The sequence below is a fragment of the Mycobacterium sp. TY815 genome, from assembly GCF_030755135.1.
Taxonomy (GTDB): domain Bacteria; phylum Actinomycetota; class Actinomycetes; order Mycobacteriales; family Mycobacteriaceae; genus Mycobacterium.
Window position 1 is genome coordinate 79590 of record NZ_JAUFRX010000001.1, and the last position, 21012, is coordinate 100601.

The window sequence follows — 21012 nt, forward strand, 5'->3', positions numbered from 1 at the left end:
ACCCGCACTACCCGGGCCGGTTGGCCCGGTGCCGTGAGCTGGTCTGAAGATGGACCCACAGCACGAGCACCCCGGCCAGGACGATCCCCGTCAGGTTCACCCCGAGTTGTATCGCCGACTGCTCGGCGACCTGCCAGTCGCCGACGGTGGCGGCGACCACCGCGAACCCGGCGGCCGGCACTGTCGTCACTGAGATGAAAACACCAACCAGCGCAGCGGATTTCGCAGATACCAGCGAAAGCATGCCGGCCGCGCCGGCGAACAGCGCGACGACGAACGACAGCGGTCCGACCTGGAAGATGAAGTCGACCTGATTGAGCTGCCGAATGGTACCCAGCTTGATCCAGCCCACCGCTTCACCGCCCAGCACAGCGACCGCCGTGACGAACATCGCCACCGGGAAACCGACCAGCAGCACCAGCGTCGCCCGCCGCGCGAGGTAGCCGCGGCGTCGCACGATCGCGACCGCGAGCGCGGCGAGCGGACCGAACTCGGGGCCCACCACCATCGCGCCGACGACCGTGACCGGGGAGTCCGTCACAACGCCGACGGCTGCGATGAGGCAGGCCAGTGTCAGGAACGTCAGGAAGGTGGCGTTCAGGGTCGACTCCTCCCGCGATCTCTCGGCCAATTCGTCCCACACGACGGCATCGGCCGGGTCGCCGTCGGCCTCGTTCTCGGCGCGATAGGCCGCGGTGGAGACCACGGTGTCGACCACGTCGAGGGTGATCGCTCCCCGCCGTTTGAGCCCGAGCGCCTTGAGTTGGTCGACGACGTCGTTGGCGCTCTCGCGCGCGATATCCGCGGTGATCTCGTCGCCCGGAGGATCGAGTGCTGCTTCGCGGTGCACGACGATGTGAGTCACCCCCACCTCGCGGCGAAGGACTTCGAGCACCGCATCACGGGACTCGGTCGGCGCGATCACCCGCAGATGGAGCATTCACCGCACCTTAGCGGCAAGCGCGCCGCCTACCGGGGCAACACGGCCTCGATGGCGCTGATGACCTCGGGGGCGTCGGGTTCGGTCCGGGGCCGGAACCGATTGACCACCTGGCCGTCGGGTGCCAGCAGGAACTTCTCGAAGTTCCACTGAATGTCGCCCGCCTGGCCGTCGGCGTCGGCGGCCTTCGTCAATTCGGCATAGAGAGGGTGGCGGAGCTCGCCGTTGACGTCGGTCTTCTCCAGCAACGGGAACGTCACGCCGTAGGTCGTCGAGCAGAACGTCTGAATCTCTGCTGCCGTGCCCGGTTCCTGGCCCATGAACTGATTGCAGGGGACACCGACGACCGTCAGGCCCCGGTCCTTGTAGTCCTTGGCCAGCTTCTCCAACGCCGCGTACTGCGGCGTCAGACCGCACTTGGAGGCGACGTTCACGACCAGCGTTGCGCCGCTGGACAATTCAGCCAGCGTCGCGGCCTTCCCGTCGAGCGTGGTCAGGGCGATGTCTTTGAGGGTCACGGCGTCGACGCTAGCACTACGGATGCTGTCCGATTTGTTCATGACGACCACGACGGCCGCGACCTACCGTTGCCACCATGGACAACCAACCTGTTTCCGCCGCAGTCGAGATCGTGGCGAATGACCTGCGGCGCTCGCTGGACTTCTATCGCCTGCTCGGGCTGACCATCCCCGCGGACGTCGCCGGGCACGTCGAGGTCGACCTGCCCGGCGGCAGCCGCCTGCTATTCGACACCGAGGAGACAATCGCGGGTTTGCATCCCGGGTGGACGGCGCCGACGTCGCCGGGACGGGTGACGCTGGCGTTCGGGCTTGCCGCACCCGCCGACGTCGACGCCGTGTTTCGCCGGCTTACCGATGCCGGACACCCCACTGTCGTGAAACCCTTTGACGCACCCTGGGGACAGCGCTACGCCACGATCGCCGACCCGGACGGCACCTACGTCGACCTGTACGCTTCGCTGCCGAGCTGACTGACGGTCACTCCCGCCAGATCGTGAACCTCCCGCGACAGATGTGACTGATCGGAATATCCGGCGCCGGCGGCGGTATCGGCGGCCGACGCGCCGGAATCCAACAGTCGCAACGCTTTCCGGAATCGCAGGATTCGCCGCAGCGTCGCCGGCCCGTAGCCGTACACCGCGGCGGAGTGCCGCTGCAGATTCCTTGCCGAGTAACCGATTTCCCCAGCCACCGAGTGCACCGTGGCGCCGCTGCCCAGTCGTTGGGTGACGTGATGCAACACGGCGACTCGCCAGGGCGCGGTCTCAGCGGAGGTCTCGTGTTGCAGGAGGCGCGCGGTGAGCGGAATCAACGGAACTCCACGGAGCCTGGGGTGCAACAGTTCCAGGTCAACCCGGGTGTTCCGCAGTGCATCGGCGGGAACCCCGAGAAGCCGCGGCAACACACCCGGGCGGAACCGGATCCCTTCGGCGACAGAACAGCGTTGTTCGTTGAGGAACGCGGTGGTGTCCGGTCCGGCGAGTCAGCGCCATGGGCGCGGCAGCAGCATGGGCACCCGCACGCGGTACCGCCGGTATTGCTCGCCCAGCACCGCCACCAGATCGCGCTCCTCCAACTGCAGCGCGACCAGGATGTAAACGGTGTTGGCCGCAGCGAACAGCAGATGCCCGGCCGTCATGGTCGGCGTGGCCCAGAATGCGATCAGGAACCCCAGCATCAACGGATGACGCACCAGCCGGTAGAGCATCACGACCCGGAAGCCTTTCTGCACGAGAGGCTTTGACAGCAGGTTGTGCAGCACCTGGCGAATGCCGAAGAGCTCCAAGTGATCGATCATGAAGGTGGACGCGAGGGCGATCAGCCAGCCGAGACCACCGAGCGCCGTGATCGCGATCCGGGCCGGTGCGGAGTTCACGTGCCAGACGGTGATGTCGATCGAACGCCACTGCCAGAACAACAGCGCGAAAGCTGCGCTGGACACCAGCACATAGGTGCTGCGTTCGATGGGCTCAGGCACGAATCGGGTCCACCATCGCTTGAAGGCGGGTCGGGCCATCACGCTGTGTTGCAGCGCGAACACCAGCAGCAGTCCAAGGTCGATCACCACTGCCCGGGCAAACGGCGCGTCGATGGCGTCATCGACGGTGCGGGGCACCGCGACGCCGACCACGAAACCCACCAGATACAGGAAGGCGCCGAGAAACAGCAGGTAACTGAGGGCGCCGTACGCCACGAACGCGACGCGCTGCAACCTCGATCCGTTCTGCCGCCCTGCCCCGGCACGGGGGAGCGCAGGGCATCCCGTGTGTCGATCTTCAACGTTGACAGAGTATTTCGGTGTATTGCTCATGTCTCGGTCACCTCGCAGGCACGATGTTCTGGTTGATACGAAAAGTGTTGTCGGGGTCGAATTCCGCTTTGATCTCGGTGAGCCGGCGGTAATTCGGCCCGTAGGTGGCGCGGACCCGGTCCTGACCTTCGTCCATCATGAAGTTGATGTAGGCGCCGCCCGCCGAGTACGGGTGCGTGGCCTGCCAGTAGTCGGTCGTAAACCGCCGCAGCGCAGGACCGTTGGCCGGATCGGGATCGACACCGACGATGACCTGGGAGAAGTTCGCGTCGCGGTAAGCCCAGGCGGTGTCGGTCTGCCCGACCCGGTGCACCGCCCCGTCGATCGGGTACAGGTGCATCGAGGAATGCATGGTCGGCATCTCTGCTGCGAACCGGGCATGGGCCGACACCGCGCCGTCGTCGATCGTCCGGAAGAAGTCACCACGCCAATACCACTGCAGCCCTTTGGGATACAACCCGTCGAAGGTCGACTGCAGCGCCGGGTACGGTGCCGCGCCGATGCCGTCGAAGGCCGGCCGCATCTGCCGGACGGGCGCGAAGACCTCGTCGGCCCGCTCCGGATCGCCGGTGTAGCACCACACGACAGAGCAGACTTTCTGCAGGTGGAAGTCCGTCGGGAAGGGATCCGCGGGCGGCACGGTCATCGTCGCGAAGAAGCCGTAGAGGTCGTCGTCCTGGGCCGGTATAAAATCGCGGAACCAGGACAGGATGTCGGTGGTGGCGGCGGCCGGCCACGCTGTCGGCCCGCAGATCACCGATTGCACCGCATGCAACCGGAATGTGAACGCGGTGACCACGCCGAAGTTCCCGCCGCCGCCGCGCAGCGCCCAGAACAGGTCGGGATGATCCGAGGCCGAGGCGACGACCACCCGGCCGTCGGCGAGCACCACCTCGGCTTCGAGCAGGTTGTCGATGGTCAGGCCGTATTTGCGCGACAGATAGCCGTGGCCGCCGCCGAGGGTGAGCCCTCCGACACCGGTCGTGGCGATGATGCCCGACGGGGTGGCCAACCCGAATGCGTGGGTGGCGGCGTCCACCTGACCCCACGTGGCGCCGCCTTGCACCCGAACGGTGCGCGCGTCGGGGTTGACGTCGATGCGGTCCATCGGTGACAGGTCGATGACCATGCCGCCGTCGACGGCGCCGAAACCGGGGCCGCTGTGGCCGCCCCCGCGGACCGCGACGGGCAGGCCGGACTTCCGTGCGTAGCCCAGTGACGCGGTGACGTCCTCGGTGGTTCGGCACCGCGCGATCATCGCCGGCCGCTTGTCGATCATGGCGTTGTACAGTGCGCGCGCGTCGTCGTACTCCGCGTCGTGCGGCAGAATCACTCTCCCGCCCAACAAATTCGGCCGGCTGACCGCACTCGCAGTGGACATGTCGCCACCTCCCCGTCTCCGGAATCGATGTGCTGACGCTACGACTGGCCGGTGCCGCCCGTCATGACCACAACAGAGCATTCGGCTTGCCGCCCACCAATGGTCAGATCTGACTATCGACTGGGCGCCCGCGCTGCCGTTACCTTGGGCAGATGGCGCAGTGGGTGCCACCACCACTTCCGGCCGAAGTCGTCGTACGTCGCCGCGGATCTTTCGTGGGCCGCACCGGTGAGCTCGCCGCCCTCGAGCAGGCCTGGGAGCGGGTCGAGAACGGGGACCGGCAGGCAATTTTCGTCGGCGGAGAACCGGGGGCAGGCAAGTCGCGGCTGGTCGCCGAGGTCGCCGGATCGCTGGCCCAGCACGGCGTCGCCGTCCTGGTAGGCAGCTGCACCGCCGACGCCGGTGTCCCGTACGAACCCTTCGCGCAGGCCCTGGACCGTCTGCTGTCGGCAAGTCCCGCCGGATCATTGGCAGAACCGTTGGCGGAGGCCGGCCAGCAACTGAGCCGGTTGTCCGCTCAGGTGCAACCGCACCTTGCGGAGGCGGCGATCGCCGACGACGCCGGAACCGGCCGGCGGCTACTGCTGGATGCGCTGACCGGTTTCTTCCGCCGGCTGGCCGAGGATCGCCCGATCGCGCTGATCCTCGAAGATCTGCACTGGGCCCAGCTCCCGACACTGGCGATGCTCGAACACGTGCTGGCCGGTTGCGCCGACGTACGCATGCTGGTGGTGGCGACATTTCGCACGACGGCGCCGGACCGCTCTGACGAACTGGTCACCCGGATGGCGGAGATGCACCGGTTCGACGGCGTACGCCGCTTGGATCTGGAGGGGCTCGATACCGAAGCGATCGCTGAATTCGTGCGCGGCACTGAGCAATTGACCCGCTCGGCGCTGCGCACCGCCGCCGCCTTGTTGCGAGACAAAACCGGTGGCAACCCGTTCTTCCTGACCGAGCTCTGCAAAGACCTGGAGAGGTGAGGCGGCGTCGCCGCGTTGAGCTCGCACCGGTCGGTTCCCAGCTCGATCGGTGATGCCATCGCCGGCCGGCTCGCCGGGCTGGGCACCGGCGTGCGGGAGATCGTCGAACAGGCCGCGGTGCTGGGTGAGACTTTCGACCTGCCCGCCCTCATCGCCAGCAGCGATGCCGATCTGGCGGTGACGCTGGCTGCTGTCGATTCCGCCGAGGGTGTGGGCCTGATCAGGGCGGTGCAGGGATCCGACGTCGAATTCTCCTTCGTGCATGCGCTGACCCGGGAGGCCGTGGTCGCCCGGATGGCGGCATCGCGGCTGCGGATACTGCACGCCCGGGCCGCGAAGGCACTGGAGGGCCGCGCGGATCCGTCGGTTATCCCTCGCCTGGCCAACCACTACCTGCTGGCCCACGTGCTCGGCTACCACGAGCAAGCCCTGCGGTACGCGCAGGAGGCAGCGCGAATCGCCGAGCACAGTCTGGCCTACGAAGACGCCGCGTCCTGGTACGAGCGGGCCGCCTCGCTACCCGAACTCAGCCGCGCGGAGCGGGCCGGGATGCAACTCAGGTCCGCCGCGAATCACGTCCGCGCCGGTGACTTCGCGCGCGCCCGCGGCATGTACGAGGACATCAGCTCTTCGGAGGACCCGATGGTGCGGCTGGAGGCGGCCATTGGCTACGAAGACGCCAATTGGCGTCCTGGGCTGGCCGACTCGAAGGCGGCCGACCTGCTGGCCTCAGCGCTGGAATCGTGCGGTCTGGACGCCGGCGATCCGCGCTATGTGCGGGCACTGGGCAGTTTCGGACGTGCGCTCGCGTTCGCCGGTGAGACCGCGCGTGCCCGGGACGTCAGCAGCCTTGCCATCGACTACGCGCGCACCGGGGACGATCCGGCGGTGCTGCTGCACGCCTTGGAGACCAGTCTCTGGCACGGCCTGACGCCGGAGATGTGTGAGCACCAGTTGGACCGATCGACCGAACTGTCGCGGATGGCGTTGTCGCGGCGGGATTACGAGGCGCTGGGCTCGGCCGCGCACTTCCGGGCCCTCGCCAGTTATCAGGCCGGGCGGCCCGAAGACCTGGCCGCGGCGGCGGCCGATATGCAACGCGCGGGGCAGACGTGCGGGCAACCGTTTTTCAGCTTTGTCGGCGCGTGTGCCCATGGCGGATTGGCCTACCTGCGCGGCGACTTCGAAGGCGCCGAGCGGTGGGCCGAGATGGCCGTACGCACCGGAGGACTGCTCGGCAGCGACACGACGGAGGGCTCCTACGGAGTCCAGATGTTCATGATCCGGCGGGAGACCGGCGCCCTCAAGAGATTCAGCGGATTCGTCGACGGGAGTGAGACTTTCGCCGGTCGCTGGCTGCCCGGGCTGCTGGCCCTGTATACCGAGCTCGACTGCGAGCGCGGCATGACCCGGGCACTCAACCAATTGCTCAGCCGCAATCTCGGGGAACGAACCGAGGCGGCGCGGTGGCCCATGGAATTGATGTTCATGGTGGAGGCGGCATTGGCGCTGGAGAACCGGGAAGCGGTTCATACGCTGCGTCCGTTCGTCGCCCGCTACCAGGGCAAGAATGTCATGGCCGGACAATTCGTCGCCATCTTCGGGAGCGCGGACCGATACCTCGGCCGGATCGCGGCCCTCTCCGGCGAAATCGACGCCGCCGAAGCGTATTTCAGCTCAGCACTGGAGATGGACCGGCGCATGGGGTCTGTTGTGCACGTAGCCGAGACGCTCGCCAGACGCGCGGAGTTCGCGCTCGCGCACGGCAGCACCGGGCCGGCCGCGCAGTGGGCCGCGCAGGCGCGCGCCATCGCCGAGCCGATCGGCCAGACTCGCGTCATCGACCTGCTGGACGTCTTGGTGGCCGCCGACGGTCCGGACGGCCTGACCGAGCGGGAGGTCGAGGTATTGCGGCTGCTGGCCGAGGGATTGAGCAACCGGGCGATAGGTGAACGCCTTTACATCAGCTCGAATACGGCCGCCAACCACGTGCGCAGCATTCTGCTCAAGACCGGTGCCGCCAACCGTACCCAGGCGGCCATGTATGCCGCCGATCACGAATTGCTGGGATAGCGATCAGATCTCAGCCAGTCCGCCGGTCGGTAAGACCCGGCCGGAGACTTCGACGATGACATCCGCGGGAAGGCCGGCGCGCACCGCCGCGGATCTGATCGCCTCGGGTGTCGGCGCCTCGTAGAGGCAGTACGTCTTGCGCTTGTCGGCTGACAGAAACGAGTACAGCCAGCGAACGCCCTCTTCGTCGTTGATCCGGGTGATGCCGTCGGCCGCTTCCAGGCTCGGTTCCAGCTCTTCGGCGTAGTTTCGTTCGACCATGAATATCGGCATTTGCGGTCTCCTTCGCATTGCGGTCGAAACGCCGCCACGGCCGCTGAATATCTACAACCGTGCTTTTAAAAGATAGCCGTTCGCGGCGGGCTAGATTACCCGCATGCGCATAGTTCGCCTGTTCGGTCTGGTCCTGTCGATCCTCGCCGCCGTTTTACTGCTGGCTACCCCGGCGGGGGCACAACCGCCGTCGAAACTCACCGATCACATCACCGACACCACGGGCGCACTGACGAATTCCGACCGGGCGGCGGTCAGCTCGGCGGTCGACCGGCTATACCGCGACAAGCACATTCAGCTGTGGGTGGTGTACGTCGACAACTTCTCCAGGTTCAAGCCGGAAAACTGGGCCGACCGAACCCGCGAGGCCACCAGCATGGGTGGCCATGACGTGTTGCTGGCCGTGGCCACGAACACCAAGCTGTACGCGTTCAGCGCCCCGGGGTTCCCCACGGACGAGGTGACCAACCTGCAGAACACCCAAATCGCCCCGGCGGTCGCCGCCAAGAACTGGAGCGGCGCCGCCGTCGCGGCGGCCGACGGGTTGAATAAGACGACGGCCACGTCGTCGAAGCGGACGTGGCTGTTGATCGCGATCGGCGTGGCCGCGGTGGTGCTGGTGGTGGTCCTGTTTCTGCTCTATCGCCGGCACCGGCGCCGCCGTGCGGCGCGGCAGATCGAAGCCGGCAGCGGCCAGGTGAACGTCGAGGGTCCCGTCAATTCAGCGGCGGGTGCGTTGTCCACCGCAGATGCCCGGATGCGCCAGATCTCCGATTACACGACGAAGTACCGCCAGATCGTCGGAGCCGACGCCAGGGCCCGCCTCGAGGAAGCGAAACGGCACCTGTCCGCGGCGCACGCGACGGCAGCCACCAACGAGCGCGACGCCGTTGCTCATGCCAACCAGGCCTCGGCGCTGGCCGCCCAGGCGCAAACGCTGGCCAACGCTGACGTGCAGGCGGCGCAACGCGCCCGTGGGTCACGGGGAGCGTCCTCCCGCTGATCGTCGGCCGCCGGGCTAATGCGTTGGGGTGGTGAGGGTTCCGTAGTCGATGCCGCCGTGGACGTAGCTGGGCAGTACCGGCCAGAAGCGTTTCCAGTCGGCCAGCTCGGTCGACGGAAGTATCTGCAGCCACCGGGGGTCGTCGCGGCAGGGGTCCGCCAGAATCTTCTCTTTCACCATCGAGTCGTACTGGTCCAGCGAGTCTTCCAGCGTGTTCGCATTCGGGCAGACCTCCCGCCCGTAGATCTCGTGATACTTGCGCACGCCGGGAATCCCTGACAGCTCCGGTTGCCAATTGTCCAGCGAGATACCGTTTTCCGAGGAGACCCAGACGCCGTCCGCGGTGTTTACTACCAGAGAGTGGTTGCCGTCGGTGGACTCTGTGGCGACATCCGGCTCACGAGCAGACGTCGTTTCGTCAGGTGCTCGACGAGGTGCGTGCGCAGCGGGCTGAGGACCTGCTCGCCGATGGGGTCACCGTCGAACAAGCCGCGCGGCGTGTCGGCTACAGCAATACGCCCGCTTTCACCGCTGCGTTCCGCCGCTGGAAAGGAATGTCGCCGCGGGAGTATCTGCGCGACACGGCAATCAAGCGCCCGAACCCTGATTGACGGCAGTCACCCCGCCGGGCGGCGCTCTCCGTTCGCGTAACGTAGCCTCAACCGAGACCGCCGACCCTCAAGACCCAGTGCAGTATCGGGCGCTCCGAGGGTCGCGCATGCTCCCTGACACCGCGGAGTTGAAACCATATGCCTGATACCTGTTTCGGGACACGCAAGAACCGACAGGCCGTCCGCGCCCTGCACCCGAGGTCCTGATTCATGCCCGCAGCCACCGCCATTCATTTCTTCCTGGAACTGGCCGTCATTCTCGGAACGTGCCGGTTGGTGGGGTTCTTGGCCCGGCGCATCGGTCAACCCCAGGTCGTGGGCGAAATGATCGCCGGCGTGCTGCTGGGACCGTCATTGCTGGGTCGCATCGCTCCTGGAATACAACACCACATATTTCCGGCTGGGCAGGCGAATACGGTGCTGTACACCATGGCGCAGATCGGCCTGGTGCTTTACATGTTTCTCATCGGGCTCAATTTCGACGTCAACCTCATCAAACACCGGGCGGGCACCGCGGTTGCGGTCTCCGCGGCGGGCATTTTCACGCCGCTCGCTCTGGGAGCGTTGCTCGCCATGCCGCTCTTGTCGGCCGGAATCTATTTCGACAAAAGCGTCACCCTGGTCATGGCGATGATGTTTCTCGGCGCGTCGATTGCGACCACCGCCTTCCCGATGCTTGCCCGAATCATTTTCGAACAACGTCTTTCCGGAACGCCGCTGGGCACACTCGCCTTGGCATGCGGTGCAGCCGACGATGCGCTGTCCTGGTGCATCCTGGCAATAGTGCTCGCCATTCACCGGGGCAATCCGGTATTGGCCGCGGTCGCGATAATCGGCGGCATCCTGTACAGCGTGTTATTGCTGACATTCGGACGACGAATGTTCAGTGTGCTCGGCACCATGTCCGAACGGCAGAATACGATCAGCCCGCCGGTGCTCACCACCGTCCTTATCTTGCTCATGGCGTGTGCGTGGTTCACCGACACGATCGGCATCTATGCCATATTCGGCGCATTCATCCTCGGCGTGGCCATGCCGTCCGGTTTTTTCGCCGACCGGCTCACCGCGATGCTCGAGCCACTGGTCACCACTTTTCTGCTGCCGCTGTTCTTCGTCTATTCGGGTCTGAATACTCAGATCGGCCTGCTGAACAGCCCGACACTGTGGGCGGTGACGCTGGGCATTCTGCTGGTGTCCATCGCCGGGAAAGGCGTCGCATGCTCCGTCGCGGCGCGGCTGAAGAAGGTTCCGTGGCGAGAATCGGTCGCACTCGGATCGTTGATGAACGCCCGCGGACTGATCGAGCTGATTCTGCTCAATATCGGCCTGCAGGCGGGCATCATCACGCCCGCGCTTTTCACCATTCTGGTACTTGTGGCCATCGTCACCACCCTCATGGCCACCCCGATATTCGAGTGGGTATACGGGAGGTACCGCGTCGACGACCTGCCCGCCCCGGCCGCGGCGTCGACCAGCCCCTCGGACGACACCGCAGAGCTCACCGGCTGATGTCGCGCACGTTGCTGCGGTTGCTGTACTACCCGTCCAGTTCCGTGCGCTACCTCGGCTTCTCGGTTTGCCGGAGCTTGATTTCGTGTAACCTCCTTAACTATTAAGCAAATTCGCCATACGCACTGCGAAGGGGGATCTGTGGACGTGCGAGCGCAGCTGTCTCAACTGAGCTCGGAGGCACGGGAGGCCCTCGCTCAGAAGATCAAGTCCCAGCTGTCACAGGCCGACGATGCGACCTCCGACCACGACGTGGCCATCATCGGCGGCGGCACGGCTGCCATGACGCTCGCGCTGGAGCTCCGCAGCGCCCGCCCGCAGACCCGGGTGATCATCATCGAGCCCAACGTTCGCCCCGTCCCGGAGATCACCCACACCGTGGGCGAGTCCACGGTCGAGATTTCCGCGCACTACCTGCGGCAACGCATCGGCCTTGCCGATCACTTACACACCGCGCAGCTCCGGAAAATGGGTCTGCGCATGTTTTTCTCGCATGACACCAACACCGATATCGCTCGGCGGATGGAGCTGGGCAGCTCGTCTTTCGTGCCGCAGGTCACCTATCAAATTGACCGCGGCCGGCTGGAAAACGAATTGAATCGGCGCTGCCAGTCCGCCGGTGTGGATATCGAGAATGGGCGCGTGCGATCCGTCGAATTCGGCCAGGGAAGTCAGCCGCACACCATTTCTTTCCAGACCGGTGAGGCGATCACTCAGAAGACTGCTCGTTGGGTTGTCGACGCGTCGGGGCGAAATCGGGCATTGCCCCGGCAACTGGAGCTGCGGCGGCCCAACGAGCACAACTGTAATGCCGTGTGGCTTCGCGTAGCCGCCGACATCGATATCGGCCAGTGGAGCGATGACCCCAGTTGGCAAGCGCGCCTAGTTGAAGGCGACCGGTCACTGTCCACCAATCATTTGATGGGCGAGGGATATTGGGTATGGCTCATCAGACTTGCCTCCGGAGCCACCAGCGTCGGCATTGTCGCCGACCCCGCATTTCATGCATTCGACGACTTCAATACGCTCGCGAAAGCAAAAGCCTGGCTGCGCCGGCACGAACCGCAGTGCGCGGATGTCCTGGCCGAGTTGGATCACCTGATCAAAGACTTCCGGGTGATGAAGAATTACAGCCACGGCGCTACCAAGGTATATGACGGTCGCGAGCGGTGGTGTGTCACCGGCGATGCCGGAGTATTCCTCGACCCGCTGTATTCCTCGGGTCTGGACCTCATCGCCATCGGTAATGGTCTGATCACCGACATGATTTCCCGCGAACTGGATGGCGAAGATGTCGCCGCACGAGCCGGGATAAGCGACTCCCTCTTCCGGTCGCTGACCGACATGTGGCTCAACATCTACTGCGATCAATATCCGCTCATGGGATCTCCGGCCGTCATGTCGGCCAAAGTGATCTGGGATATCGCTTTCTACTGGGGCTTCATCGGTCTGCTTTACAGCAATGGCCGGTTCGTCAGTGTGGCCGACGATCCCGGGGTGGTCCCGCATTTGGAAGGCATGATCGCCCTCAGCAACCGCATGCAGAGCTTCTTCCGGGAATGGGCGGCGGTCGAGGATTGGCACCCTTCTTCGGCGTTTGTCGATTTGTATGCGCCGCACAATTTCATGGTCTCGCTGCACACCGCGATGATGGGACGAGCCGCCGATTTCACCGCTCAATTCGACGCGAACACCCGACTGCTCCGCCAGGTGGCCGGGCAGCTGGTGGAGACGGTCGTCGCGGAGAAGTCGGAGAGGTTCTCCGACGACGACGTCATGCAACAAGTGCAGGCCTGGCAGCGGGATTCACTGCTGCGGGAGCTCCGATCGGTCTACCGCCACGAGCAGCCGACCAACCCGATCGGCCGGGATTGGATCGTCGGCGCCGCGCCCGCACTCGAATTCAGTTGAACCGACTGAGGATCCGCGCAGCATGGGGTGTGGCTTACGGCGTGGAAGGCACGGTTGTCAGTGCACTCGATCGCCGGCTGCTCCGGTAATCGGCAGACGTCCGCAAGCGAACCACAGATCACAGAACCAACCTCCCGCGGCGGCCTGCTCGCGACGGATTGTTGGCGGGAAAGGATGAACATGCGCGCCGAGCAAGGCACTCGAAAACCTCTGGCGATCGTCGGAATCGGGTGCCGCTTTCCGGGCGGTGCCAATACCCCGCAAGACTACTGGAACTTACTGTGCAGCGGCACCGACGCCACCCGCATCGTTCCCGAAACACGCTGGAATGCCGCGAAATACTACGATCCCAATCCGGCGAAGGTCGGGAAGATGGTCACCCGCCGAGGTGGGTTCCTCAGCGAGATCGACCAATTCGACCCCCAGTTCTTCGGCATCTCGCCACGCGAGGCGAACCTGCTCGATCCGCAGCAGCGGCTGATGTTGCAGACCACGTGGGAGGCCCTCGAGGACGGCGGGATTCCGGCGGAAGAGCTGGCCGGCACCGACGTTGCCGTATTCATCGGCGGCTTCACGCTGGACTACCAACTCCTGCAGAATCAGGGGCGCACCAGCCGTTACCGGTTCAAGACCCATTCCGCCACCGGAATGATGATGACGATGCTCGCCAACCGGATCTCGTTCACCTACGACTTCCGCGGTCCGAGCATGACGGTGGACACGGCGTGTTCGAGCTCACTCGTGGCGGTACACCTTGCCGCGCAGAGCATTTGGAACGGTGAAAGCAATCTGGCGCTGGCCGGCGGCGTCAATATCATGATCGGACCGAACACGGCGATCGCCGAGTCAAAGAGCGGGTTCCTCAGTCCCGACGGACGCTGTAAGGCTTTCGACGCGTCCGCGGACGGCTACGCGCGCGGCGAAGGCGGTGCCGTCGTCGTCATCAAACCCCTCGAGCAGGCACTGCGCGACGGGGACGAGATCTATGCCCAGATCCTCGGTACGGCGGTCTCGCAGGACGGCCACACCGACAGCATCACCGTCCCCAGCGAAGAGGCGCAGCAGGCGGCGATCGTCACCGCCCTGCAACGGGCCGGCGTTCATCCGAACGAGATCGGTTACGTCGAGGCGCACGGCACGGGCACACCGGTCGGCGACCCGGTCGAAATGCGGGCGCTGGCCGGCGCGCTCGCCGCTGAGCGGCCGGCGACCGACCCGCTGCTGATCGGCTCGGTCAAAACGAACATCGGCCACCTCGAGGCGGGTGCCGGTGTGGCCGGGCTGATCAAAGCGGCGCTGGTGCTCAAGCACGGGTTCATTCCGGCCAACCTGCACCTGAAGAATCCCAGCGGGCCGACCCCGCTGGCCGAACTCAAGATCGACATCCCACGGACCGGTCGCGAGTTCCCCGCGAGCCAACGGCGCCTGGCCGGGGTCAACTCGTTCGGCTTCGGCGGTACCAACGCCCATGCCGTGTTGGCTGAGCCCCCGGCGCCGGCCACAGTGCCCGCCGAACCCGCGCGCCTGCCGCTGGCGGTCCTACCCATCTCGGCGCGCAACGAAGAGGCCCTGCTGGCGACCGCACGCAATCTGGCGCAGCACCTCAGCGTCCATCCCGACGTGACGCTGCCCGATCTCGGCTACACCCTCGGCCGGCGCCGGTCGCATCTGAACTATCGCCGCGCCCTTGTCGCGAGCAGCGTCGGCGACGCCCGAGAGCAGCTGCAGGCGCTCGCCGACGGAGGGCAGATCGCGGCCAACCGCATCCAGCCGAGCACACCGAAGCTGGCCTTCGTCTGCACCGGCATGGGCCCGCAGTGGTGGAAGATGTGCCGGGGCTTGCTGGACGTCTTCCCCGCCTTCACCGACAGCATCCGGCGAAGCGATCGCGAGCTGTCCCGGCACGCCGGCTGGTCTTTGCTGGACGAACTGCGAGCCGACGAAGCCGGCTCCCGGATGGCGGAGACGGAGTTCGCCCAGCCCGCGAACTTCGCCATCCAGGTCGCGCTTGCCGAACAACTCAGAGAATTCGGGATCACCCCCGACGCGATAGTCGGGCACAGCGCGGGCGAAGTGGCGGCCCACCACCTCGCGGGTCTGCTCACCTTCGAGCAGGCCGTGGAGGTGATCTACCACCGGAGTCGTCTGCAGCAACGCACCAGCGGATTGGGCCGCATGCTCGCAGTCGGACTGGGCGCCGACGTGCTGATGCAGACGATCGACGACAAGGCCCGCGACGAGATCGGCCGGCGGGTCTCCATCGCCGCGATCAACAGCCCCTCGGCGGTGACCATCGCCGGCGACAGCGAGGTGCTGGAGGACATCGCCGCACAGTTGGAGGAAGCCACGGTCTTCAACCGGTTCCTGAACGTGCGGGTGCCGTACCACACCCACTACATGGACGCGGTCAAAGACGACCTCTACCACTCCCTCGACGGGCTGTCATCCGGCGCGGGAACCGTGCCGCTGTACTCCACGGTCACCGGGGAGCGCCTGGACGGCTACGCGGCCGGTGCCGCCTACTGGTGGCAGAACACCAGAGCCACCGTTCTTTTCGAACCCGCGGCGCGGCGCATGCTCGAAGACGGCTACACCCACTTCGTCGAACTGGGTCCGCATCCTGTGCTGGCCTCCTCGATCATCGAGATCGCCGGAACCCAGTCTGCCGAGAACCGGACCGACGTGGTCGTCATGGCGTCCCAGCGACGCGACGACGACGACGCGCACACGCTGATGAATTGTATTGGCGCACTGCACAGTCACGGCCACTCCATCGCATGGGACAACCTCTACCCGCGAGGGGGAGCGCGCCTGCTGAAACTGCCCACCTATCCGTGGCAGTCCAAACGCTTCTGGAACGAAACCCAGGAAGCGGTGGAGGACCTGCATTACAACCCGGTGCATCCCCTGCTGGGACAACCGGTCAGCGCCGTGCACCCCACCTGGGAAGCCGAGTTGAGCACCACCGCAGTCCCGTTCCTGGCCGACCACCAGGTGCAGGGCAGCACCATTGTGCCCGGCGCGGTGTTCATCGAAATGGCGTTGGCGGCGGCCGAGGAGGCCTACGGATCGACCGACCACTGCGTCGAGAACCTGGTGCTCAAGCGCGCTGTGATCCTCGACGAAACCTGTGATCCGATTCTGCGGACCACCCTCAACCAGGACACCGGCGCACTCGAGTTCGCCGCGTTCACCGCAACAGCCGACGGGGACGTGAAGTGGACGGTGACGGCGACCGCGGAGCTGAACACGCTGCCGAAGTCCGCTGCGCGCAGCGATATTCCGCAGGATGCGGAACTCATCACCACGCTCAGTGGCGAGGACTTCTATGCCCGCACCCAGGCGATCGGGTTCTCGTACGGCGATGCGTTCCAGTCCGTCAGCAAGGTCAGGTGCGGTGATGGCTGGGCCGAGGCCCAGATCACCGTCCGGCCCCCGATCGCCGAGGAAATCGGCCGGTTCCGATTCCATCCGGCACTCATCGACGGTGCCTTCCAGACCTTGTTCGGCGCCAACTCCGTCGGGCAGGAGGCGGCTGACAGCCCGTTCCTGCCGACCCGGATCCGGCAGAGCGTCATCTACGGTCCGCCGCAAAAGAATATGACCGCTCACGTCCACGTCGTGTCGGCCACCAGGGAACAGATCGAAAGCGACATCACCGTCACCGACGATTTCGGTGAGACGCTGGCGGTCTTCAAGGGCTTCACCGTCGAGTCGCTTACTGCTTCATCGCGTATGACGGCGGAACGCATCGACAAGGGGCTCTACGAAATCCAATGGGTGACAAGCGAAGACATCCTGGCAGAGGGCGAGCATGCGCCTGATGCGCTGTCCTGGCTCGTTCTCGTCGACAACGGTGGCGTCGGGGACGCGCTTGTCGAACAGCTTCGCGCTCGTGGCCAGCGTGTTCAGGCGGTGGTGCGCCGCGATGTCGGCGCACTCGCCGCGATCGACGGGGGATACGCGGTCGATCATCGACGGCCCGAGCAGCTCCGCGAGCTCTTCACGACGCACCTGCAAAGCGACGGTGACCTCGCCGGCGTCATCAACTGCTGGCCGTTGGACCTTGACGACGCGGTGGAGACGAATAACGAGATAGGCGTTTTCGCAGTCCTGCACCTGGTCAAGGCGATCGCTGAACTCGACACGGCGCGACCGCGCCTGTATCTGGTCACCGCGAACGCGCAACCGGCACCCGGCACCCAGAGCCTGGCCATCGAACAGGCCGCCATCTGGGGCCTCGGCCGCGTCATCGGCCATCAGGAATTCGCCGGTCAATGGGGCGGCCTCATAGACATCGACGATGCTGACGATCTGGTCCCGACGGCCGGCCGGATCTGCGATCACCTCCTGACGACCGACCGCGAGGACCAGGTGGCGTTGCGCGGCGACACTACCTTCGTTCCGCGGCTTCGGTTGTGCGCCAACCTGACCAAACCCTTCCCCACCAAGCTGAGGCAGGACGCGACCTACGTCGTCACAGGTGGCGCCGGGGCGCTCGGGCGCACCGTGGCCGCCTATCTCGCCGAGCGCGGGGCGCGCCATATCGCACTGCTGAGCCGCAGCGAGTTCCCCCCGAGAGACCATTGGCCCACGCTGACCGAGGACAGCCCGCACTATGCGGCCGTCGACACCATCCGGAAGGTCGAACGCCTTGGCGCGCAGGTGATCACGGCCAGTGTCGATATCACCGATGCCGACCAGGTGCAGTCGTGGCTGAGCAGCCACACCCGGGCCGGAGGCCGACCGGTCCGCGGCATCGTCCACGCCGCCGGATCTGTCGACGACCAGCTCCTGGTGAACATGAGCGAAGCCGACTTCGCCAAGGTGATGGCTCCCAAGATCGACGGCACCCGGGTGCTGCACAACGCTTTTGCCGGTCGCGACCTTGATTTCTTCGTCATGTTCGGGTCGGCCGGATCGGTCATCGCCTCGCCCGGGCAGGGCAACTATGCCGCTGCGAACGCCTTCCTCGACGCGTTCGCACACTACCGGCAGGCCCAAGGGTTGCCCGCGATCACCATCGGTTGGGGTCCCTGGTCGGTGGGTATGGTCGAAGAACTCAAGCTGGAAAAGCTTTACGCGCAGCGGGGGATTGAGCTCATCACGCCGGGCGCGGGCACCCGGATCCTCGATCGGCTGATCAACCAGAAGGTGGCCAACGTCGTCGCCATCAGTGCGGACTGGAAGCGCGCGCGCAGCGTCGGCCTCAGCGGCCAGTTGCCGTCGATGTTCTCGGATCTGGGCACCGCCGACACGGCACCGGATCCCTCCGATGCGGATGCGTCGATACTCGAGTTCCTCGGCGGAATTGCCGAAGCGGACAGGCTGGACGTCGTCGTAGACCACGTTCGTCAGATTGCCGCCACGGTCTTCGACATCGCGGCCGCCGACATCGGAGTCGATGACACCCTCAACGACATCGGGCTCGACTCGATGATGGCCATGGACTTCCGGGTTCGGATCAATACCATGTTCGCGATCGACCTGCCGGTGCTGGAACTACTACGGGGCGTGAGCATCAACTCGCTGGCTGTTCGAGTGCTTGCCGAGCTGGCGCTGCCCGGCTCCGAGACTCTCACCGATCAGTCCGCAGAGCCTGATGCGCCCGCCGACGGCGACGTGGAACGGATGCTCGAACAGCTCTCCGAGGCCGAACTGCGGGCACTGCTGGCCGAACTGGAAGGCGAACCCGCCGGGCAGGAAGCCGACGGGACGCAGCCGTGATCACCGCAGAGCGCCCGCCCGCGGTCTACGTCCGCGGATTGTCCAAGACATACGGGCAGATCCACGCCGTGCGAGAATTGGACCTCGATGTCGCGTACGGCGAAGTATTCGCAATCCTCGGACCCAACGGTGCCGGCAAGTCGACCACCATCGAAATCCTCGAAGGCCACCGCAAACGGGATTCCGGTGACGTGCGCGTGCTAGGCGAGGACCCCGGCACGGCGGGCCGGACGTGGCGGGCCAAGATCGGCATCGTGCTGCAGGAGGCCAGTGACTTCGGCATGCTCACGGTGTCCGAAACCATGCATATGTTCGCGAAATGTTATGGGAAGGCCCGCGTTCCGGGCGAGGTGCTCGATCTGGTGGGGCTCGGCACGGTCTCGGGTTCGAAAGTGCGGACCCTCTCCGGCGGGCAGCGCCGGCGGCTCGACGTCGCGCTCGGCATCATCGCCGAACCTCAGGTGCTCTTTCTCGACGAGCCGACGACCGGCTTCGACCCGGAGGCGCGGCGCCAGTTCTGGGATCTCATCAGGCTGCTGGCAGCCGACGGCACGACCATTCTGCTCACCACCCACTACCTGGAGGAGGCTGCGGCACTGGCCAACCGGGTGGCAGTGATCGCCGACGGGCGGCTGGTCGCGGTCGACTCACCGGCCCAGCTGACCGGATATGTGAGCTCGGCGGCCACCGTCAGCTGGATCGAGGGGGACCGGGTCCACGTGGAGGAGACGGATCACCCGACTGAGTTGATCCGGCAGCGATCGGTGGACGGCGTGGAGTTGAGTCAGCTGACCGTGACCCGGCCAACGCTCGAAGACGCCTACCTGCAGCTGATCGGTCGTGCCTGATGGCCATCGACAACGCCAGGAGTACCCTGCCGACCAGACACCGCGCGGCCCCGCCGAGTTCGGCGCTGCCGTCGCCGCTGCGCATCGGGCTCTCGCGCGTCGTCCCGGAGTTGAAGATGTTCTACCGCCGGCCCGAGCAGGTGGCGCTAACCTTTTCGATGCCGGCCGTCATCTGCATCTTGCTGGGTTCGATCTTCTCCGCGAAACTCCCCGACAGCGATACCAGCACCGGCGCGGTGATCGCAGCAAGCATGCTCGCCTACGGCATCCTCTCGACATCCTTCATCAACCTGGGAATCAGCATCGCCGCCGACCGTGACACCGGCGCCCTGCGGCGACTTCGCGGAACGCCTACGACGGCGACCTCCTACTTCATCGGAAAGATTCTGCTGGTTGCCATCGCGAGTCTCGCCGAGGCTGTGGTGTTGCTGTCGGTGGGCGTCCTGATCTTCAAACTGCGGCTGCCGACAACCGTATTCGGATGGTTCACGCTCACGTGGGTGTTCGTCCTGGGCATCATCAGTTGCTCGTTGCTGGGCATCTTCATCAGCAACTTCGCCAGCAATGCGGTGTCGGCCGCCGTCCTCACCAATGGTCCGGCGGTGGGCTTGCAGTTTCTCTCGGGAACCTACGTCCCGCTGATGGTGTTGCCGGCGTGGATGTTGACGATCGGCTCCATCTTTCCGGTGAAATGGATGGCTCAGGGCTTCCGTTCGGTGCTGTTGCCGTCGAACATGGTCATCTTCGAACCGGCGGGCAGCTGGGAGCACTGGAACATATTCTTCGTCCTGACGGCATGGAGCGTCGGCGGGCTGGTCGCCTGTCTTGGAGTATTCCGGTGGTCCGACAAGCACTGACCGGAAGCGATGCTATGGCCGTTGAGAATTTTGAGCCTTCCCGCCGACGTCGTGGGCTGCAAGACTCTCTTGATCGGGGTCAGGCCACGTAGGAAGGTCCGTTCAGCTATGCGTCATCGCAGGGGTTCATCGACCAGTTCTGATTCACCGGAAGCCGAGATGAAATTCCGGCTGACGCGCCGCGGCGCCGCGGTGCTGGGTTGTGCTGCGGCGCTTATGTTTCCCCCTGCAGTTGCCAGCGCTGACCCACCTGACCCGCACCAGCCGGACATGACGAAAGGATTCTGCCCGGGCGGCCGGTGGGGCTTTGGCAATCTGGCGGTGTGTGACGGGGAGAAGTACCCCGACGGGTCCTACTGGCATCAATGGATGAAGACCTGGATGGTCGGTCCGCAGTTCTACTACGACTGCGTCAGCGGCGACGAACCCATGCCCGGACCGCCGCCGCCCGGTGGCTGCGGTGGGGCGATTCCGCCCGACCAGGCACCCGCGACCTGACCTCAGCGGTCACGCAATTGTGCGGGCCGATGCGAGTTCAATGGTCTGGCAATCAGTTCGCCATCGG

Annotated in this window: 18 protein-coding genes; 11 read left to right on the plus strand and 7 right to left on the minus strand. The window is 65.5% G+C overall.

Translation table 11 applies throughout. The features are described 5' to 3' along the window. Positions 1–7: 7 nt before the first annotated feature. Positions 8–940, minus strand: a complete 933-nt coding sequence (locus tag QXK92_RS00250) for a DUF389 domain-containing protein (RefSeq protein WP_306239672.1) — start codon at positions 938–940, stop codon at positions 8–10. Between the two features lie 29 nt (positions 941–969). Further along, positions 970–1458, minus strand: coding sequence for a glutathione peroxidase (locus tag QXK92_RS00255; RefSeq protein ID WP_306239674.1), 489 nt, complete (start codon positions 1456–1458; stop codon positions 970–972). Positions 1459–1535: 77 nt separating this feature from the next. Between QXK92_RS00255 and QXK92_RS00260 the strand changes: the two genes are divergently transcribed. Next, on the plus strand, positions 1536–1931 hold the full coding sequence (locus QXK92_RS00260; RefSeq protein WP_306239676.1) for a VOC family protein: 396 nt from the start codon (positions 1536–1538) through the stop codon (positions 1929–1931). On the opposite strand, the gene QXK92_RS00265 is transcribed toward QXK92_RS00260, so the two are convergent. The 3 genes from QXK92_RS00265 to QXK92_RS00275 form a co-directional block, all read right to left on the minus strand. After that, entirely contained in the window at positions 1898–2272 is a 375-nt protein-coding gene (locus tag QXK92_RS00265; RefSeq protein WP_306239677.1) for a helix-turn-helix domain-containing protein, read from the minus strand. The two genes, QXK92_RS00260 and QXK92_RS00265, sit on opposite strands and share 34 nt — an antisense overlap. A gap of 171 nt (positions 2273–2443) precedes the next feature. After that, positions 2444–3172 (minus strand): methanethiol S-methyltransferase, encoded by a 729-nt coding sequence (gene mddA, locus QXK92_RS00270; RefSeq protein WP_306239678.1) that lies wholly within the window; start codon positions 3170–3172, stop codon positions 2444–2446. 106 nt (positions 3173–3278) lie between these two features. Further along, on the minus strand, positions 3279–4652 hold the full coding sequence (locus QXK92_RS00275) for an FAD-binding oxidoreductase (protein WP_306239679.1): 1374 nt from the start codon (positions 4650–4652) through the stop codon (positions 3279–3281). Between the two features lie 152 nt (positions 4653–4804). Between QXK92_RS00275 and QXK92_RS00280 the strand changes: the two genes are divergently transcribed. Beyond that, positions 4805–5635 carry an AAA family ATPase gene (locus tag QXK92_RS00280; RefSeq protein WP_306239680.1) on the plus strand — a complete coding sequence of 277 codons (831 nt, stop codon included), beginning with the start codon at positions 4805–4807 and terminating at the stop codon, positions 5633–5635. Positions 5636–5650: 15 nt separating this feature from the next. Beyond that, the gene (locus QXK92_RS00285) at positions 5651–7708 is read left to right on the plus strand and encodes a helix-turn-helix transcriptional regulator (RefSeq protein WP_306239681.1); all 2058 of its coding nucleotides are present in this window, start codon (positions 5651–5653) and stop codon (positions 7706–7708) included. 3 nt (positions 7709–7711) lie between these two features. On the opposite strand, the gene QXK92_RS00290 is transcribed toward QXK92_RS00285, so the two are convergent. Next, a complete protein-coding gene (locus QXK92_RS00290; RefSeq protein ID WP_306239682.1) occupies positions 7712–7981 on the minus strand; it encodes a DUF4242 domain-containing protein in 270 nt (89 codons plus the stop codon). A 103-nt stretch (positions 7982–8084) separates the two neighbouring features. On the opposite strand from QXK92_RS00290, the gene QXK92_RS00295 reads away from it, so the two are divergent. Then, positions 8085–8984 (plus strand): YgcG family protein, encoded by a 900-nt coding sequence (locus QXK92_RS00295; protein WP_306239683.1) that lies wholly within the window; start codon positions 8085–8087, stop codon positions 8982–8984. Positions 8985–8999: 15 nt separating this feature from the next. Here QXK92_RS00295 and QXK92_RS00300 read toward each other — a convergent pair whose 3' ends face one another. Continuing rightward, a complete protein-coding gene (locus QXK92_RS00300; RefSeq protein ID WP_306239684.1) occupies positions 9000–9248 on the minus strand; it encodes a hypothetical protein in 249 nt (82 codons plus the stop codon). Positions 9249–9364: 116 nt separating this feature from the next. Between QXK92_RS00300 and QXK92_RS00305 the strand changes: the two genes are divergently transcribed. The 7 genes from QXK92_RS00305 (at position 9365) to QXK92_RS00335 (ending at position 20945) form a co-directional block, all read left to right on the plus strand. After that, entirely contained in the window at positions 9365–9595 is a 231-nt protein-coding gene (locus tag QXK92_RS00305) for a helix-turn-helix domain-containing protein (protein WP_306244059.1), read from the plus strand. Between the two features lie 210 nt (positions 9596–9805). Beyond that, the gene (locus QXK92_RS00310) at positions 9806–11104 is read left to right on the plus strand and encodes a cation:proton antiporter (RefSeq protein WP_306239685.1); all 1299 of its coding nucleotides are present in this window, start codon (positions 9806–9808) and stop codon (positions 11102–11104) included. 147 nt (positions 11105–11251) lie between these two features. After that, positions 11252–13015 (plus strand): NAD(P)/FAD-dependent oxidoreductase, encoded by a 1764-nt coding sequence (locus QXK92_RS00315; RefSeq protein WP_371934275.1) that lies wholly within the window; start codon positions 11252–11254, stop codon positions 13013–13015. 180 nt (positions 13016–13195) lie between these two features. Next, positions 13196–18742, plus strand: coding sequence for a type I polyketide synthase (locus QXK92_RS00320; RefSeq protein ID WP_306239687.1), 5547 nt, complete (start codon positions 13196–13198; stop codon positions 18740–18742). Continuing rightward, positions 18739–19590 (plus strand): ABC transporter ATP-binding protein, encoded by an 852-nt coding sequence (locus QXK92_RS00325; RefSeq protein WP_371934248.1) that lies wholly within the window; start codon positions 18739–18741, stop codon positions 19588–19590. The genes QXK92_RS00320 and QXK92_RS00325 overlap by 4 nt, the downstream gene beginning before the upstream one ends. Continuing rightward, on the plus strand, positions 19590–20447 hold the full coding sequence (locus QXK92_RS00330; protein WP_306239688.1) for an ABC transporter permease: 858 nt from the start codon (positions 19590–19592) through the stop codon (positions 20445–20447). Before QXK92_RS00325 ends, QXK92_RS00330 begins: the two co-directional genes overlap by 1 nt. Positions 20448–20606: 159 nt before the next feature. Next, on the plus strand, positions 20607–20945 hold the full coding sequence (locus QXK92_RS00335; RefSeq protein ID WP_306239689.1) for a hypothetical protein: 339 nt from the start codon (positions 20607–20609) through the stop codon (positions 20943–20945). The last annotated feature ends 67 nt before the right edge of the window (positions 20946–21012 follow it).